The 16632-nt window shown below is 53.2% G+C and carries 15 protein-coding genes; 8 read left to right on the forward strand and 7 right to left on the reverse strand.

The annotated features are described in order from the left end of the window. Positions 1–317: 317 nt before the first annotated feature. The gene (locus QMO62_RS13260) at positions 318–476 is read left to right on the forward strand and encodes a hypothetical protein (RefSeq protein WP_284641513.1); all 159 of its coding nucleotides are present in this window, start codon (positions 318–320) and stop codon (positions 474–476) included. 99 nt (positions 477–575) lie between these two features. Here QMO62_RS13260 and QMO62_RS13265 read toward each other — a convergent pair whose 3' ends face one another. The 6 genes from QMO62_RS13265 to QMO62_RS13290 form a co-directional block, all read right to left on the reverse strand. Then, positions 576–782, reverse strand: coding sequence for a helix-turn-helix domain-containing protein (locus tag QMO62_RS13265; protein WP_284641515.1), 207 nt, complete (start codon positions 780–782; stop codon positions 576–578). A 946-nt stretch (positions 783–1728) separates the two neighbouring features. Continuing rightward, complete coding sequence (locus tag QMO62_RS13270) at positions 1729–1908, reverse strand: DUF4083 family protein (protein WP_284641518.1); 180 nt, start codon at positions 1906–1908, stop codon at positions 1729–1731. 28 nt (positions 1909–1936) lie between these two features. After that, the gene (locus QMO62_RS13275) at positions 1937–2356 is read right to left on the reverse strand and encodes a hypothetical protein (RefSeq protein WP_284641520.1); all 420 of its coding nucleotides are present in this window, start codon (positions 2354–2356) and stop codon (positions 1937–1939) included. 52 nt (positions 2357–2408) lie between these two features. Next, positions 2409–3074, reverse strand: a complete 666-nt coding sequence (locus QMO62_RS13280) for a stalk domain-containing protein (RefSeq protein ID WP_284641522.1) — start codon at positions 3072–3074, stop codon at positions 2409–2411. A gap of 75 nt (positions 3075–3149) precedes the next feature. Beyond that, positions 3150–4766 (reverse strand): helix-turn-helix domain-containing protein, encoded by a 1617-nt coding sequence (locus tag QMO62_RS13285; protein WP_284641525.1) that lies wholly within the window; start codon positions 4764–4766, stop codon positions 3150–3152. Further along, positions 4753–6564, reverse strand: a complete 1812-nt coding sequence (locus QMO62_RS13290; RefSeq protein WP_284644938.1) for a cache domain-containing sensor histidine kinase — start codon at positions 6562–6564, stop codon at positions 4753–4755. The genes QMO62_RS13285 and QMO62_RS13290 overlap by 14 nt, the downstream gene beginning before the upstream one ends. Before the next feature lie 212 nt (positions 6565–6776). Between QMO62_RS13290 and QMO62_RS13295 the strand changes: the two genes are divergently transcribed. The 4 genes from QMO62_RS13295 (at position 6777) to QMO62_RS13310 (ending at position 12459) form a co-directional block, all read left to right on the forward strand. Further along, the gene (locus QMO62_RS13295; RefSeq protein WP_284641527.1) at positions 6777–8327 is read left to right on the forward strand and encodes an extracellular solute-binding protein; all 1551 of its coding nucleotides are present in this window, start codon (positions 6777–6779) and stop codon (positions 8325–8327) included. Positions 8328–8398: 71 nt separating this feature from the next. Continuing rightward, entirely contained in the window at positions 8399–9307 is a 909-nt protein-coding gene (locus QMO62_RS13300) for an ABC transporter permease (RefSeq protein ID WP_284641529.1), read from the forward strand. Positions 9308–9323: 16 nt separating this feature from the next. Beyond that, the gene (locus QMO62_RS13305; protein ID WP_284641531.1) at positions 9324–10193 is read left to right on the forward strand and encodes a carbohydrate ABC transporter permease; all 870 of its coding nucleotides are present in this window, start codon (positions 9324–9326) and stop codon (positions 10191–10193) included. A gap of 52 nt (positions 10194–10245) precedes the next feature. Further along, positions 10246–12459 (forward strand): alginate lyase family protein, encoded by a 2214-nt coding sequence (locus QMO62_RS13310; RefSeq protein ID WP_284641534.1) that lies wholly within the window; start codon positions 10246–10248, stop codon positions 12457–12459. A gap of 23 nt (positions 12460–12482) precedes the next feature. Here the strand turns inward: QMO62_RS13310 and QMO62_RS13315 are convergent, their stop codons facing one another. After that, positions 12483–13601, reverse strand: a complete 1119-nt coding sequence (locus tag QMO62_RS13315; RefSeq protein WP_284641536.1) for a CdaR family transcriptional regulator — start codon at positions 13599–13601, stop codon at positions 12483–12485. A gap of 151 nt (positions 13602–13752) precedes the next feature. Here QMO62_RS13315 and QMO62_RS13320 point away from each other — a divergent pair, with 151 nt between their 5' ends. The 3 genes from QMO62_RS13320 to QMO62_RS13330 are packed head-to-tail and all read left to right on the forward strand — an operon-like array spanning position 13753 to position 16045. Next, the gene (locus QMO62_RS13320; RefSeq protein ID WP_284641538.1) at positions 13753–14871 is read left to right on the forward strand and encodes a glycerate kinase family protein; all 1119 of its coding nucleotides are present in this window, start codon (positions 13753–13755) and stop codon (positions 14869–14871) included. 17 nt (positions 14872–14888) lie between these two features. Then, the gene (locus QMO62_RS13325; RefSeq protein ID WP_284641540.1) at positions 14889–15779 is read left to right on the forward strand and encodes an NAD(P)-dependent oxidoreductase; all 891 of its coding nucleotides are present in this window, start codon (positions 14889–14891) and stop codon (positions 15777–15779) included. Further along, positions 15776–16045, forward strand: coding sequence for a YciI family protein (locus tag QMO62_RS13330; protein WP_284641542.1), 270 nt, complete (start codon positions 15776–15778; stop codon positions 16043–16045). The genes QMO62_RS13325 and QMO62_RS13330 overlap by 4 nt, the downstream gene beginning before the upstream one ends. The last annotated feature ends 587 nt before the right edge of the window (positions 16046–16632 follow it).

The following is a 16632-nucleotide window of genomic DNA, read 5'->3' on the forward strand; positions in this document are numbered from 1 at the left end:
GATTCGACGCTCAGGACCGTAGTCCGGGCGTATGACAAACTAGGTTATAGTTTTATTATAGGAGCTGGTACTTATTCACAATAGTCATAAACGTCAATGCGTATATATGATAAATGTCATACCCTGTGGAAAATTGAACCAGCCGCAGCGCTAAAAAGCCGGGAAACAGGAAAACGTTCTTCCCTGATCCCGGCTTATTGATAACTACGCCGCCATAGCGGTCATGACCAAGGCAAGGAACGCAGTATGCGCCATCCTTTCCTGAGCAATGGAAACGCTTTTTTATATCCCAATCTTATGATAAGGGAGAAAATCTTATGGTCTTTGTAGAAGAGAAGGGCTCTATTGGCCGTCCCCTTATCAGCGGAGTGGGCGTAGCGGGCCGAACGGATTGCTGCCGGGAACGCATGGCTTCTGGAAAACGAAAGGATAAGATGCCGTTCCGGGGAGGGGAAGTCATCCGATTGACGTTTTAGGTAACGAGGGGGTGTTTGAGCATAGCAAGCTTAGGTTTCCGGGGAACCGGGGATAGGTCGAGGGTGATAACTTAAAGCGAAGGATGGCCGGGGCGGCCATCAATAGCCGGCCAATCGCAGCAGCTCCTCGGGTTGATCATACTGCAGTGCCCTGGCCAGGGAAAGGATCGCTTCCTTGGTCGGAACCCGCTCGTCCCGCTCTATTGATTGGATGAGCGAGTAGCTGACCCCGCTTTTCTCCGCAAGCTTGCGCAGGGTCATATCCCGCTGCTTCCTCAGGTGCTGCAGCTGTTGTCCAAACGTCATGATTGTGCTCTCCCTTTTCGTAAGTTCGTTTTATTACAAACGATACTCTCAGATGTTTTGAAAATCAAGTTGGCGGAGCCGTCTGACATGGGGGCGGCGAACTCTATTGGCCTTATCCCCTTGGCTCAGAAAAGGGCGGGCAAAAGGAGGGGGCGAGTGGGATAAGGGCGGGAGCTGCGTAATAGAATATAACGGACTTTCGGGGACTTATTGTGCCGGGTAACGCTGCTTCTCAGTGCATTAACGGATTCTGAGGGCGTTATTGCTAGCCGAATCGGGCTTTTTTAGGGCAATTGACCTATTTTCAGGAAAATAAGTCCTTGGAAATCCGCTATTCGCCTCCAAACAGGCCTATCCTGGCGAATAAGTCCCTTATAATCCGTTAATCGCTGTTGGTGGCAGATTTGGCTTGCTGAGCGATGGGGATAAGGTGCCAAGCAATTAGCGGAACGGACAATAACGGACTTTCGGGGACTTATTGTGCCAGGTAACGCTGCTTCTCAGTGCATTAACGGATTCTGAGGGCGTTATTTCGAGCCGAATCGGGCTTTTGAGGGCTATCGGACCTATTTTCAGCAAAATAAATCCCCGGGAATCCGCTATTCACCTCCAACCTGGCCTATCCAGGAAAATAAGTCCCTCATAATCCGTTAATCGCTGTTGATTGCAGATTTGGCTTGCTGAGCGATGGGGATAAGGTGCCAAGCAATTAGCGGAACGGACAATAACGGATTTTCGGGGACTTATTGTGCCAGGTAACGCTGCTTCTCAGTGCATTAACGGATTTTGAGGGCGTTATTTCGAGCCGAATCGGGCTTTTTGAGGGAAACCGGGCCTATTTTCAGGAAAATAAGTCCTTGGAAATCCGCTATTTGCCTCCAAACAGGCCTATCCTGGCGAATAAGTCCCTCATAATCCGTTATTCCTGCAAAGCAGCGGCTGCAGGCTAACGTACCTCTTTGCCGTCAAGCAGTTCTATGATGCGATCCAGCTTCTCAGCCATCTCCCGGTCATGCCGCCTTTTCCAATTGATATAGTTAATGACACTAAACAATGCATAGATCACCAGCAAGCTAATCAGCAAGGATACCAAAGATACGATCCCCGATCCAAGATTGTATGACACGTTGCTTCTCCTCCTTTTCCAACGCGAATTACCGAGCCCCTACCGGGTGCACCGTGCCTAGAACCGTAACGAATTTCCGCTCCGTTCTGTGATATTCCGGCGCGTCCTTCGGCAACAGCCCGCATGCATATTCGATATCTACGAAATAGCCAAACATCCGTTTCTCCGCCCGCTTGCTTCCGCAGTCCTTACACGCAAAGCCGCAGCCGTCCGTCATCCCCTTTTGACCGGATTGAAAGGCATCTAGAACCCGCAGTTCCGCAGCCGATTCCGTGAGCCATGGGCACCAAGCACTAAGCAAAATGAAAATAACCAAGCCCAGCAGGCCCAACTGATGCTTTTGCATGCTTTTCACCGCCTCCACTCCCATCCAAATATTCCATATATCCCTAACGATGGTCGTATCCTTCATGATCAGGGGAACGATATGCGTGCGGCAATGGCTCATGGTTCAAGAAAGCCCTCGGCACTTCTCAAAAAAGAGACCGAGGGCTGTATCGTTATTTTTTCTTCAATGTGATGTAGGTGACCTTCCCCTCTGCCGAATCCGCATGGAAAAACACCTGATACTCCCCGGCTTGATATACATAGGACCATCCCCCGTCAACGCCTTCGCCTTCTCCCATCGTAGGCTTTCCGAGAAGCTCCCTCACCTCCGGCAAGCGATAAGGAATAGCGTCGCCCGCAACCCGAATCGCTCCGGCGTTTCCTTCCGGCTCCCAGAAGAAATAGTAGTAATGGTGCCATCTCAGGTAAGACGTCTGCCATAACCCTGCTTGATGGGGTTCTCCCCATTGCCGGATGACTTCCTCCCGGTTTGCTCCTATGCCATACTCAATCCCTTTGATTTTCCCTTTGGAGACAATCGTAAGAAAATCCTTATCCAGTACAATGGGTTTACTCAGATTGGTATCTTCGATCGTTATGGTTTGGTTAGCCTGCTCGTATTTGACGAGCTTACCCAGGTTCTCGGCAACCCAACGTACAGGGACGTACGCATGCCCGTTGTGATTCAAGGTCGCGTATTCGCCGTCCGGCTCCTTCAACTGTCCATTGATGACGTACTTCGATGGAAATAAGTATACTTGGACCAGGTCCGAAGCATACACCGCGGTGGCAGCCGTCAGGCCGATCCCGCAAACGAGGCCGAGAACGAACTTCCTCACCATGATCACTCCCGTCAGAGGTTTCTTACTGAATGAAACGTCATGATTCTGTGAAAAGTTGCAGACCCCTTGGCCTCAATCGGCCGGCGTCCCATTCTTTCGGAAATCCGAAGGCGTGACGCCGGCTTCCTTTTTAAATATCCGATTAAACGAACGATAATTTTCAAATCCGATAGCTTCTGCAATCTCGAAGGTTTTCAGGTCGGTGGTGAGCAGCAGCAGCTTTGCCTTCTCCACCCGGATGCGGGTCAAATACTGCATAAAGCTCTCCCCCGTAGCCTTCTTGAACATGCTGCTGAAGTAGGGGACACTGTAGTTCATGGTAGCGGCCATTTCCTCCAGCTTGTAGGGATAGCTCAAATCCTCCCGCATGCGCTGAATCATTCTCGAGATGGAAAGATCCATCTTCCTGCCGTCCCCCTGCAGCAGCTGCAGCTTGCGAAAGTATTTAAAGACACAGTCGTGAACGGAATCAAAGGTTTGGCACTGTCCCAGCTCCCTGCGGAACGCAGCCTCCACATCCGCCCCTCCCCCAGCATCCGTGAAATACGGACTGATATCCAGAAATATCCGTAAGTAGATCGATTTGATCTGCTCAGGGTCCCACGAATGCTCTACGGCTTGCCCGTAGAACGAGCTGCGCTCCTGCTCCAATGCCGCGGCGCTCAGGTGCGGCTCAAGCAGCGCCTGCTTCAATACCTTAACCCAGAAGCGGCTGTAACGCTCGGGAATATGCCGGAAGCCGTTCAGCTTCTCCCACTGCTCGCCGGTAACGGAAGCGTTATTACGGTAAAAAAACGGGTACGGAGCTAACGCCAGCCTCTTCAAATCGGCACACAGCTCTCCTGCCCCCTGCTTGAGACTACCCTGAAGCGCAAAGCAATTCATTTTCAAATAAGCGGAAAAGGATTGAAGGACTTGCTCCAATATGCCGCTATCCTCTTGCGTCCGTCCTGCAGCGTATACGGCCAGGAAGCGGCCCTTATCCAGAGCAATCACTTTATTGGCACCGCGGTTTCCGAGGAGCTCCTTCAATACGTTCACTCCGGCAAATTGCCACAGCCTCAGCTCCTCCAGCTGATCGATCGGGAAGCGCAGGGTGCTGCGGTCAAACTCCAGCAGCAGCGCGCCGCATCTTCCGCCGGTTACGGGGAGCTGGCCCGCTTCCAGCTCAGCCACCCACTTGGCCTCGGACGCAGGGTCGCGCAGCATCTCCAGAAACCGGCTCTGCTCAATCTCGATTTCGTTAGAGCGGAGCTTCTGCTCCATCAGCTGCTGCTGCTCCCGGGTTTCGTCCTCCGACACTACCTTGTTTGCGAGCTCCTCAAGGGTGCGGGCAAGGAGTGACGGATCCGTAAGGCAATCGTCCTTGATCAGATAGGCGGAGGCCTTCAGGTGAATAGCCTGCTGTGCATAGTGGAAGTCCTGATGACACGTGAGTATGACGATTTGCGGCTGAGGCTGTCCGCTTTGTTCAATTTCGTGCAGCATCTCCAGCCCGTTCATCCCCGGCATCGTGATATCGGTGACGATCAGCTGCGGCTTCAGCGTCAGAAACAGCTCCAGTCCTTCGCGGCCGTCCTCCGCTTCGCCAATGAGGGTAAACAAATCATCCCGTTCCTCAATCATGTGCCGAAAGACGGTTCTTGCCGGAACCTCATCCTCGACCAGCAGTACTTTATAGTTGTTCATGAGGCGCCTCCTTCACTCGAATATGCTCCAGCGGCAGAACGAAGCGAATGCGCAGGCCCTCCATCGGCGCACTGCTCAGCTCAATTCGGACTTCCTTGCCGAACATCAGCTGTATCCGCATGCAGGCATTGTGCAGACCTATGCTTTCACGGTAATCCTCCAGCAGGAGCTGAACTCGAAGCTTCTCCAGCTCGGCAGCGTCCACTCCAACCCCGTCATCCTCCACATCCATGATCACATGCTCCTGATCCTCAGACCGGTGCACTCGTACACGAATGTGGCCTTCCGCCGTCTTCCGGGGCAGGATCCCGTGGAATACGGCATTTTCAATTAAGGGCTGCAAGCTCAGCTTCGGGATTTGCATGCTCCGAAACGGCTCTTCGACCTCTGCGAGCAGGAAGGTTTGACACTTGTAGCGCATATTGAGAAGCCCGATATAGTCCTCGAGGTAATCCAGCTCTTGCTGAAGCCGCACGGTCTGATCAAAGTTCTCCATGGAGTAACGGAGAAGCGATACCATACGCCCCATAATCGTATTGATCTTTTCGTAATCCTTCAGCATTGCAAACATCCGGATCGTATTCAGCATGTTGTACATGAAATGCGGATTAATCTGCGACTGGAGCGCCCGGATTTCGAGCCTCCGCTTCAAATCCTCCGAATTTTGAAGATCGTCCAGCAAATCCTGAATGCGTACGGCCATAGAGTTCAGCATACGCCCGAGCTCTCCGATTTCATTGTTGGCAAAATGCGTCACGCGAGCGTCGAACCGCCCCTTTTTGATCGCTTCGACCTGTCGTTTGACCGCTTGAAGCGGCCGATACAGACGGTACCCGAACCCGAAAACGGAAAGTACACCTACAGCAACGAGCAAGAACAGAAAATAGGTAACCGTCTTGCGTATGATATCCGTGTTCTGGAGCAGCTCCCTGGACGGAATTTCCGAAATGACGATCCATTTATCGAAGGTCTCCGTCTGTTTCACGGAAATAATGGACGACTCCAGGCCGAATTGATTGGGCTTGCCGAGGGAGGTCCATTGCTGCAAAATATGCTGGATTCGCGCGTCATCCTCCGTCCTGCTCAGCTTGCTGGTGGTGGCGATCGTCTGACCCTGCGGCGTCAGCAAGGAAATGGACCCATTGGAGCCCAGCTGAATATTGTCGATCTGGTGCCTATATTGCTCGTTGCTCATCGAAATCAGCAGAACGCCCTTCATCTCCTCATACGGCTCAAACGGAATGCGGCCGATGTAATACGTGGAGTTTTGCAGCAGCCTCAGCTGAGGCATCGAGCTCTTATCCAAAAACATCCCCGAGCTCCCCGAAGCGAGAAAATGCTCAACCAGCGGCTTATAAGGCGAGCTATCCAGCTTGAAAGGGGCGTCATCCGAGGAGAGCACCTCCCCGGTAATCGCAGAGTAAACCTGAAGTCCTTCGACATTGCCGATGACGGCTGAAGCGGTACTGAGCACGGAGATCAAGTCTTTCTTGCGCACCACCTCTTCAAAATAGTGCTCGGAGGGGGACACCAGCGCACTCTGGATCGAGGAAATCCGCGAATATTGTTCGCTTAGTTCCCTAAAGCGCGTCATGGTCAGCTCCACACGGTCCACAACCTGATTGACCAGCTGGGCATTCAGCCGGTTCACCTGCTTCTCGACCGTATCGCCTGAAACGGCTATCGAAATATATGACAAAACCAGCAGCGGAATAAGGGAAACGGCCAGCATTACAAGAATCATCCTGATATAAAAGCTTCGCGTCAAAAACTGAATAAACGGAGACATGCAGACCACTTCCGTCAATAATTATTTGCTCCTTTGAATTACGAAGCTTCTTCATGATTATAGTACAATGGACTGGCGGGAGCCTACCGCTAATTCGACAAATCGTAAGAATGGTGACACATTCGCTTGAATCGGTCATGTTGTCGTGTCGCATGATCTTCTATAATCCAAATTGCAAGCATGCTGCAGCGTAAATAAATAACGATAAATGGGGGATGACCATGTCTTTCAAAAAAGTACTCTTACCTGTAACGGCAGTTTCGGTCCTAATGACCGCCGCACTCTCGGGCTGCTCCGGCGGCAAATCGGCGGCGCCGGGAGGCGAATCCAATCAACCGGCAGCCTCCTCGCAGCCCGCATCCATTAAGGCGCTGACCATTTTGTTCGGAAACCCTCCGGCCGTGGATAACAATAAGGCCTTGGAGGATATCGAGAAACGCGGAAACGTAAAGCTCGACGTCACTTTCGTGCCCTCCGAAGCATACAAGGACAAGCTCTCGGTTGCCATTTCGGCAGGAAATTCCTATGATCTGCTTCTACTGGACGGAGGCAAGGATGACAAGTTTATGAATTTGGTCAAAATGGGAGCCTTCCATGATCTGACCCCGTATTTGAAAAATGCCAAAAATATTAATCAGATCGAAGCTGCTGTATGGAACAATACGAAGGTACAAGGGAAAATTTACGGGATTCCAAGACCTCGCGGCCTTTACGGCGGTGGAGAAGCCAGCCTACTGATCCGGAAGGACTGGCTGGATAAGTACAATCTCCCCTTACCGAAAACTTTGGATGAGTTGACCAAGGCATTGACCGTGTTCAAGGAGAACGATCCGGCAGGCGGAGGCAAAACGATTCCGTATACCGTCTTCGGCGTGGACGGCGCCGCATCACCGGGACCTTTTTCCGGCGTGCTGCCGCTTCAATTCGCCTTCGGTATTCCGAACACATGGAAGCTCGATAACGGGAAACCGGTCCGCGACTTCCTCACACCGGAATATAAGGCTTACCTGGATTGGATGAAGGATGCCTGGAGCAAGGGACTCATCGATAAGGACGCACCTGTTCTGAAAAACCAGCAGCAGTCGCGAAGCAAGTTTCTGGCCGGCGTCGCCGGAGTGTTCGCAGGTAACGTGAGCGATATGGCTGAGGCAAACCTAGCGAAGCTGCAGCAAGTGGACCCGAAGGCGGAAATTGCGATCATTGACATCTTGGAAGGCGCCGGAGGCAAGAAAGGTGTAGCAGTGATCGGCGGCTACTACGGACTGTGGGCCATTCCAAGCTCCGTACCGAAGGAGAAGGTTCAGAAGATCGTAGACTTCCTTGATTTCAGCGCATCGGAGGACAATGTGGCCTTCTCCAAGGCGGGAGTTACCGGTATTCATTCCAGTGAGTTCAAGAACGGTATTGCCGTTCAGACCGAGGAGCAGAAAAAGCAGTACGATTTGGACAAGCCGTCTCAATTCGTTCTGCAGAACCGGGTAGACCCTTATGTTTATGCGAGTTCCAAGGATCCGGCCATTTTACAAAAACAAAAGGCTTCCTTGGATACCATCAGCAAATTCGGTATTGAGAATCCGTTCTTAAGCTACAGCTCGCAAACCTCCAGCAAAAATCCGGACACCTACAAGAAAATGAGCGCCGCGATGACCAAATACGTGCTGGGCGAAGCCAAGTGGGACGACGTGCAGAAGGAAATCGATACTTGGTCGAACGGCTTGGGCGCACAAATCACGAAGGAGCTTCTGGACCAATATAACGAGGATCGTAAATAAAAGCGGGTGCACAAAAGGGGGAGCCCTCCCCCTTTTTCGTATCCGCATTGAGGGAGAGGAGTGCGCAGCTCATGGAGAGAACCTTGCGAATACATCGATTTCAGCAGCTTTGGCCCTTTTATTTAATCGCTGCCCCGGGCCTGGTTTACTTTATTTTATTTCACTACGTTCCGATGTGGGGACTAGTGCTGGCGTTTAAGGATTATAGTCCCTTCATCGGTATTTGGGACAGCCCCTGGGTCGGACTGGACAATTTTAGGCAGTTTTTCAGCACGTCGGATTTCTTTCATTTGCTAAACAATACGCTTTTGATCAGCTTTCTCAATTTGGCGGTGTATTTTCCCTTTACGATCCTGCTGGCTCTCATGCTCAATGAGGTGAGACTGCAGCTGTTCAAGCGTTTATCCCAAACCATTGTTTATCTTCCCCATTTTTTGTCTTGGGTAGTCATCTACGGGATCACCATCTCCTTCTTCGGGCCTTCCGGCGTCATTAATCACTATTTGGAGCAATGGTTTAACGGCAACGCGCTCTTCCTGGTAAGCAACGAGTGGTTTCGGCCCTTGATCGTGCTGCAGTCCATCTGGAAGGATGCCGGCTGGGGAACGATCATCTTCCTTGCTGCGCTGGCGGGGATTAACCCGGAGCTTTACGAAGCGGCTAAGGTGGACGGGGCGAACCGGCTTCAGAACATTTGGAATATCACGCTCCCGGGGATCAAAAGCACGATCGTAATTTTGCTGCTGCTGCGGCTCGGGTCATCACTGGATTCGAACTTCATGCAAATTTTCCTGATGACCAACAGCTTGAATCAGGAGGTTTCCAATGTATTCGATTTGTTCGTGTACCATATCGGGCTGGAGCAGTTCAATTACAGCTTCGCCATTACCGTAGGCATGTTCAAATCGGTAGCAAGTCTGATCCTGGTGCTGGCGGCCAACTATGTTGCCAAATGGCTCGGTGAAGAAGGCATTTTCTAGACAGGAGTGGACCTTAATGAATGCAAAAGTAACCTGGTTTGACAGTCTGCTGACGGTCATCATCCTACTGATCTGCTTGACGGTGATTTTGCCTTTTCTCTATATCATTGCCGTTTCCTTCAGCCCGCCTGCCTATTCGATGGCCGGAAGCTTCTTTATATGGCCGAAGGAATGGTCTTTGGATGCTTATTACTACTTGCTGCAGGCGCAAACCTTCCTTACCTCCGTTAAAAATTCGGTGTACATTACGGCCATCGGGACGTGCGTAAATCTGGTAATTTCTATTACCTTGGCATATGCCCTGTCGAAGAAATTCGTGCCCGGCCGCAAATTCATGCTATTATTTATATTTTTTACCATGATCTTTCACGGCGGCATGATTCCTTCGTATCTGGTTGTGAGAAGCCTGGGGCTGATCGATTCGTACTGGGCCATCATCCTGCCTGCAGCGACCGGCGCCTTCAATATCATGGTAATCCGTTCGTTCTTCCAAAGCCTGCCCGAAAGCCTGGATGAAGCGGCCCGAATCGACGGGGCGGGAGAATTCCGGATCCTGTTCTCGGTTGTGATCCCGCTCTCCAAGCCGATCATCGCCACATTCGCCCTTTTCTTTATGGTGCAATATTGGAATGAGTTTTTCTCCGCAGTCATTTATTTGAACGACCCGTCCAAGTGGCCGATCCAGCCGTTGCTGAGACAGATGGTGGCGATCAGTGCCTCCAACATCTCTACGGATGCCGCTCTGGATGCGCAAATGGCGGCCAATTTGGGCCCCAACGTTCAAAATGCGGCGATTTTGCTGGCCATGCTGCCGATCGTAGCGGTATATCCGTTCCTGCAAAAATATTTTGCCAAAGGCGCCATGCTCGGATCGATCAAGGAATAAGGCTGCCGATGGGCTACTATGTTGAAAACGAAGGTGAACCCTAATGATATCTATGGGCTATAAAGAGCTTCGGCATAACCCTGACTATACCAAGCCCCTTATGACGGATGAGGATTTCCTGCGGGATGAGCTGGATCTGAACCGGCCCGGGATGGAGGACGTACGTCGCCTAATCCTGTCCGGGAAGGCGGAGGAAGCCCGCGATGCTTACTTGCATCTCATAACGCAGGACACGGTCAAACGCTACTACTTCGGCGTACAAGCGGTGCCAGAGCTCATGGCCTATGCCCAGGAAGCTTATAGCCTGGATGAAGAAGCCCTGCAGGCGATCCGAGAAGCGGACCTCATTACGGAAGGTAGCCTGCCGCTCCCCAAGGGAAAACGGGTAAATTTCGGCAAAGGCGCCTATGACTGGAACAGCTGGCTGTATGATAGCTCGCAATACCAGCTGCATCTGACCCGCTTCGTCTACGTGAAGCACTTATCGAGGGCTTACTGCTTAACCGGGGATGAAAAATACGCCGAATGCTTCAATAAGATGATGGATCACTTCATCGAAGATTGTCCGACGCCGGTTAACGGCACATTCCGGGTGCAGCACTGCACTTGGGACCCATTGTCGGTGGGGGTCCGGTTGTTTATGCTGCCGGAGGCGTTCATCACCTTCTTTGGCTCCCCTTCCTTTACCCCGGAAGTCAAAATGAAGATGATCAAATCCTTTCATCAGCACGGCGACTATGTGCGCAAGTACCATGCGAGCCACGGGAATCATGTGTGCATGCAGCTGCGCGGCTTAATCCAGGTGGCGCTGCTCCTGCCGGAGCTTAAGGTCTCGAAGCAGTGGCTTGCGTACGGGCTGGGAGAATTGCCGGGGTACATTCGTCAGAACGTCTACGAGGACGGGGTCCAGTTCGAGGCCAGTCCCAACTACCATCTGGTCGTCATGCGGGATTTGTATGAATTGGTGCCTCTGTTCCGTGCGCTGGAGCTGCCGACGGGGCAATATAACGAAATCCTGGAATCGATGTTTGCCGTGATGATGCACTTGATCACGCCGGACGGTCAGCTCGCCCGCTTCGGAGATACGGATCTGCATTCGGAGAACGAGCTTCGCAGCGTGATGAGCCTGGGAGCTTATTTATTCGAGCGGGGAGACTTCAAGTATGTAGGACATGAAAAGCTTCCGTTCTCCCTCCTATGGAGACTGGGTCCCGGGGCGGCGGAGCGGTATAACCGGCTCGAGGCCGTGCCTCCCCGTGACACCTTGGCCTGCTTTCCCATCGGAGGCTATCTCGTGTCCAGGGAAAATTGGAGCCGTAACGCAATGCATATGGCGATGCGGGCCGGCGTCGGCATCAACGGCCATGCGCATTCCGATGCGCTCAGCTTCGTTCTCTATGCGAACGGCCGGGAGCTGATTGCCGATTCGGGGATGGGACTGTTCGAATGGAACAAGGAGCGCAAATATATTGTTTCCACCCGCGCTCATAATACGGTTGTCGTCGACGGAGAGGACCAGCATGTCCGCAGTCTGCATTGGAACAGTCCGCCTACCGCAGCATGTAAAATTTGGGATGTGCGCACCAACGGGCAATACGATTATTTTACCGCCAGTCACTATGGCTATACCCGTTACGAAGACCCGGTTATCCACACGCGCAAAGTGCTCTTCGTCAAAAACCGGTATTGGCTCGTTGTCGATTTGTTCGAGGCCAATGCGCAGCATCGTTATGATCAATACTTTCATCTCCCTGTCGGGGAAAGCACGGCTGATTGGGGCAGCCGGCAGGTACGCACGAATATGGCCGAGGCCAATGCGCTTCTGGTCTTCCCTACCGGACGGCACTCGGAAGACGATCGTCTGATGCTTGAGTCCGGCCTCCTCTTCCTGAATGGCGAATACAAGGTCAATCCGGTTGTGAGGCGGTCGCTGTCCGCATCGGGGCGGGCCGCCCTGGAAACCGTCATTGTTCCTTACGGCTCGCTGATGCCGAAGGTAGAGGTTCATCGTCTTCCGGTACAGATGGATGGTAGAGATTTGGAACCATGGGAGGCTACGGCACTACGGATTGAAACGGAGGAGTTTACCGATGATATCTGCCTATACCACGACCATATCGCTGTGGATGCCTATTTGGATCACACGGGAAATCCCGTGGAAGAAGCATTGCTGCCTAAGCCTCGTCCTATCGGGACGCTGTATTTTGGCGGCGCTTCTTATCAAGAGGATACAATTCTGAAGCATTCCCCTACCAGAGGGGAATAACAAGAACCGCCCTTCCTGTGCCGTCAGGAACGGGCGGTTTGTTCGTGCTGCACGCCATCCTCCTTGAGCCAGACGAGGAATTGCAGCGAAATGGCATCCTGAAAAAGCTGCGGATCGTAGCCGGTCGCTTCTTTTACCTGGGCCAGACGGTAGACGAGCGTATTGCGATGAACCTCCAGCCGTTCTGCCGCTCTTGCGATGCTCAGGTTGCATTCGAGAAATACCTGGAGCGTCTCGAGCAGCTTCTCGGGCAGCTTCGGCAAAAGCCGCTCCATAAACCTCGCTTTGGACTCGGCCGGCGCCTCGCTGAGTAGCGCCTCCGTTTCCACCTCGAGATAACCGGTAAGCTCTCTCCCCTGCTTCAATCCGAGCTTAAGTGCCGTGCACGCCTCATGATAGGCAAACGATACATCCTCCAAAGACCGCACGGAAGAGCTTACGCCGGACTTCGCTTCGATTCCCGTCTTACGGAACAGCTCCTGCAGCCGTTCCATGCAGCTTCGTACACGGGACTCCCCTCTGCCGTAAAAGACGATGACCCACGTATGGACATTGAGAAAGCTGCTGACCAGCCGCGTATCTCCCATAACCGTCTCCGCAAGATGAAGCATCGTCTGGGTTTGCGACGTTCTGTTCTGTAGAGAAATAACAGCCAGCTGGTAGGGCGGCTTCATGGCGATTTTGAGCGCATCCAGCCGATGCAGCGCACCCTGCAGGTCTTGGTTCTCCGCACGAATGAGCTCCTCCACCGCAATATCCATCGCTATTTGCTGCCACTCCGTTTGAAGCTTCAAATAATTTTGCTTCAGCATCATTTCTGTCGTCATTTTGACAAGCTCCCCATAGGGCAAAATCTCCTCAGGAGACCCTGTGACACCGATGACGCCGACCGTACGATTCTGAAACACGATGGGGAGATTGACACCGACGTTCACTCCCCGCCACTGATCTTGGTTGTCCGGCGTAATGACCAATGTGCGCCCCGTACGGATGACCTCTGCGGCCGCTTCATGATACGTATCCAGCCGAGACGCATCCCCGCTTGCAATAATGCTGCCGTTGTCGTCCATAATGTTGATATTGCGGTTCAAGCGTCTCATCGTCTCTTGCACGATCTCTTGCGCCAATTCGCGGGTCAGCATACCGGATCACCTCACCTTATATCCTTATTATTTAGCAAAATCACCAAAATTGAAAGTATATCTTTCGTTCTTTTTGTTTGCTGACCATAAAGACTTTGGACTACAAGCCAAGCTATAATAACGATATATTCAAAGAAAGGGAGTCACCCACATGAACGTTGTCATTGCGCCGGACTCTTTCAAGGGCAGCCTCTCTTCCCTGGAGGCGGGTACCATCATGAAGCAGGCGATTCTACGGGAGGTTCCCCACGCCGTCGTGACAGTCATTCCCATCGCCGACGGAGGCGAAGGCACGGTGGATACGCTGGTGGCCGCCACAGACGGAGCTCTCGTTCCCTTAACGGTAAGGGGACCCTTGGGGGAGCTTGACGAGGCCCGCTTCGGCCTGCTTCCGGACGGAACGGCCGTACTGGAGGCAGCGGGCATCTGCGGCCTGACGATGGTTCCCCCCGCTCTGAGGGACCCGACGAAAACCACTTCGCGGGGCATCGGCGAAATGCTGCAGGCGGCCATGGACCAGGGTCACCGCCGCTTCATCCTCGGACTCGGGGGAAGCGCAACGAACGACGGCGGGGTAGGCATGCTTCAAGCGTTAGGCGGTCGATTCCTTGATGGATTCGGGAAGCCCGTAGACGGCTTCGGCGGCTCGCTCGCGGACATACGATCGGTCGAAATGTCGGGACTGGACGCCCGGCTGAAGGACTGTGAGATCCAGGTCGCGTGTGATGTCAGAAACCCGCTCTGCGGCGAAAGAGGAGCGACGTATGTATTCGGTCCTCAGAAAGGAGCGACCCCGGAGCAGCTGCAAGCGCTGGAATCAGCCATGCAAGCCTATGCAGCCTTGGTCGAGGGACATCTGGGACAGCCCGGACTCAGCCTGCAGCCCGGCGCCGGTGCGGCAGGGGGACTTGGCTTCGCCATGCTGGTGCTTGGCGCAAAGCTGAAGCCCGGCGCGGAGGTGCTGGGCGAGGCCGTCAAGCTGAGCGAGCACATCGCGGGGGCGGACTGGGTCATTACCGGCGAAGGCCGAAGCGATCACCAAACGCTTTACGGTAAGCTCCCGATTCACGTCGCCGGATTGGCCCGAGCCGCAGGGGTCCCCGCGCTGCTCATCTCAGGCAGCCTTGGCTCTGAGGCCGAGAAGCTGCTGGACCATTTTCGGGCCGTCTTCTCCATCGTCCCCGAGCCGGTGACATTGGAGGACTGCATGGCAAACGCCGAGACGTATTTATACGATCGGGTACGCAGTATTGCAAGATTACTTAACTAAAACGGGAGGCTATAACCATGACAAAAGTAGGTTTTATCGGACTCGGCAACATGGGCTTGCCAATGGCAACCAATTTAACCAAGGCGGGCTTTGAGGTATACGGCTTGAACCGGAGCCCCGGGGCGGAGCAGCGCTTCGCCGAGGCCGGCGGTAGAACAGGGCTTTCGCTGCAGGCGTTAAGTCAGGAAATGGAAGTGCTCACGACCTGCCTCCCCTTGCCTCAGGATGTGGAACAGGTGTATCTTGGAGAGAACGGCATTGTACCTAACGGACGTCCCGGTCTCATCCTTATCGATTTCAGTACGGTATCCCCGGACCTGAACAAGAAAATTGCCGCTGCCGCTCAGGCGAAAGGCATGGAGTTCTTGGATGCCCCTGTCAGCGGCGGTACTGCGGGTGCGGTATCGGCCACGCTCAGCATCATGGTCGGCGGCAAGGCGGAGGTGTTCGAGTCCGTGAAGCCGCTGCTCGAGGCGCTTGGCAAAAATATATACCTTGTCGGCGACGTGGGCAGCGGCACCGTGGTGAAGCTGATCAACCAGCTGATGGTCGGCATCCATACCCAGGCGGCGAGCGAAGCACTGGTGCTCGGACAGCAGCTGGGTGCCAATTTGGATACTCTGGTTCAAATTTTAAGCAACAGCTTCGCCCAAAGCCGCATCCTCGACCGGCATTACAACAGCTTCATCGCCAAGGATCAGTTCGAAGCGGGCTTTGCCCTGAAGCTGCTGCATAAGGATGTCGCCTTGGTGCAGCAGGTGGCCGGCGAGCTGAAGCTGGAGCTGCCGATGGGAGCCAAAGCGCTGCAGCTGCTAAGCGATGTGAAGCAGACCGAGCTCGCCGAGAAGGACATGTCCGCGATGTATTTGTTCCAACAAACCAAAGTTAACGGAGGGAATAATCAATGAAGTACTTTGCATGCTTCCTGCCTATGCTCGATGCGGAGAAGAGCCAGACATTCCGCCCCCAGCATCTCGACTACCTGGAGCAAAAGCGCAGCGAAGGCAAAATTTTTGCCAACGGCCGCTTTGTAGACGGCTGGGGCGGACTGGTCATTTATATGGCCGAATCCGAAGAGGAAGCCAAGTCCTTGGCGGAGAACGATCCGTTCGTTATCGAAGGCGCGAGAAAATACGAAATCCACGAGTGGGATATTGTGATTACCGGTAAATAATATCGTAACCAAAAACCCTTGGCATCTTGCCAAGGGCTTTTTTTTGTTAGAGCGCCCTCCCGAGCAGGGAAGCGCAGCTAGTTGGAGCACGGCGACAACACACTTTGGTATGAACAAAAGCTAACCTACGGTCCCACCTAATCGCGCATCTGCCATTATCCGAGCCATAGAGCATGAAATACCGGCCATACGGTCAGCCGCCTAATCGCAAATTTGCCACTACACTCACCATTCTCAGCCCGCTGGATACCTGTAATCGCACATCTGCTATTATCCGAGCCATAGAGCACGAAATACCGGCCATACGGCCAGTCTAATCGCAAATTTGCCACTACACTCACCATTCTCAGCCCGCTGGATACCTGTAATCGCACATCTGCCATTATCCGAGTATCCGAGCCATAGAGCACGAAATACCACTCAACTAGTCAGCCTAATCGCAAATTTGCCGCTGCACTCACCATTCTCAGCCCGCTGGATACCTGTAATCGCACATCTGCCATTATCCGAGCCATAGAGCACGAAATACCGGCCATACGGTCAGTCTAATCGCAAATTTGCCGCTACACTCACCATTTTCAGCCCGC

Source organism: Paenibacillus silviterrae, assembly GCF_030167925.1.
Classification (GTDB): domain Bacteria; phylum Bacillota; class Bacilli; order Paenibacillales; family NBRC-103111; genus Paenibacillus_G; species Paenibacillus_G silviterrae.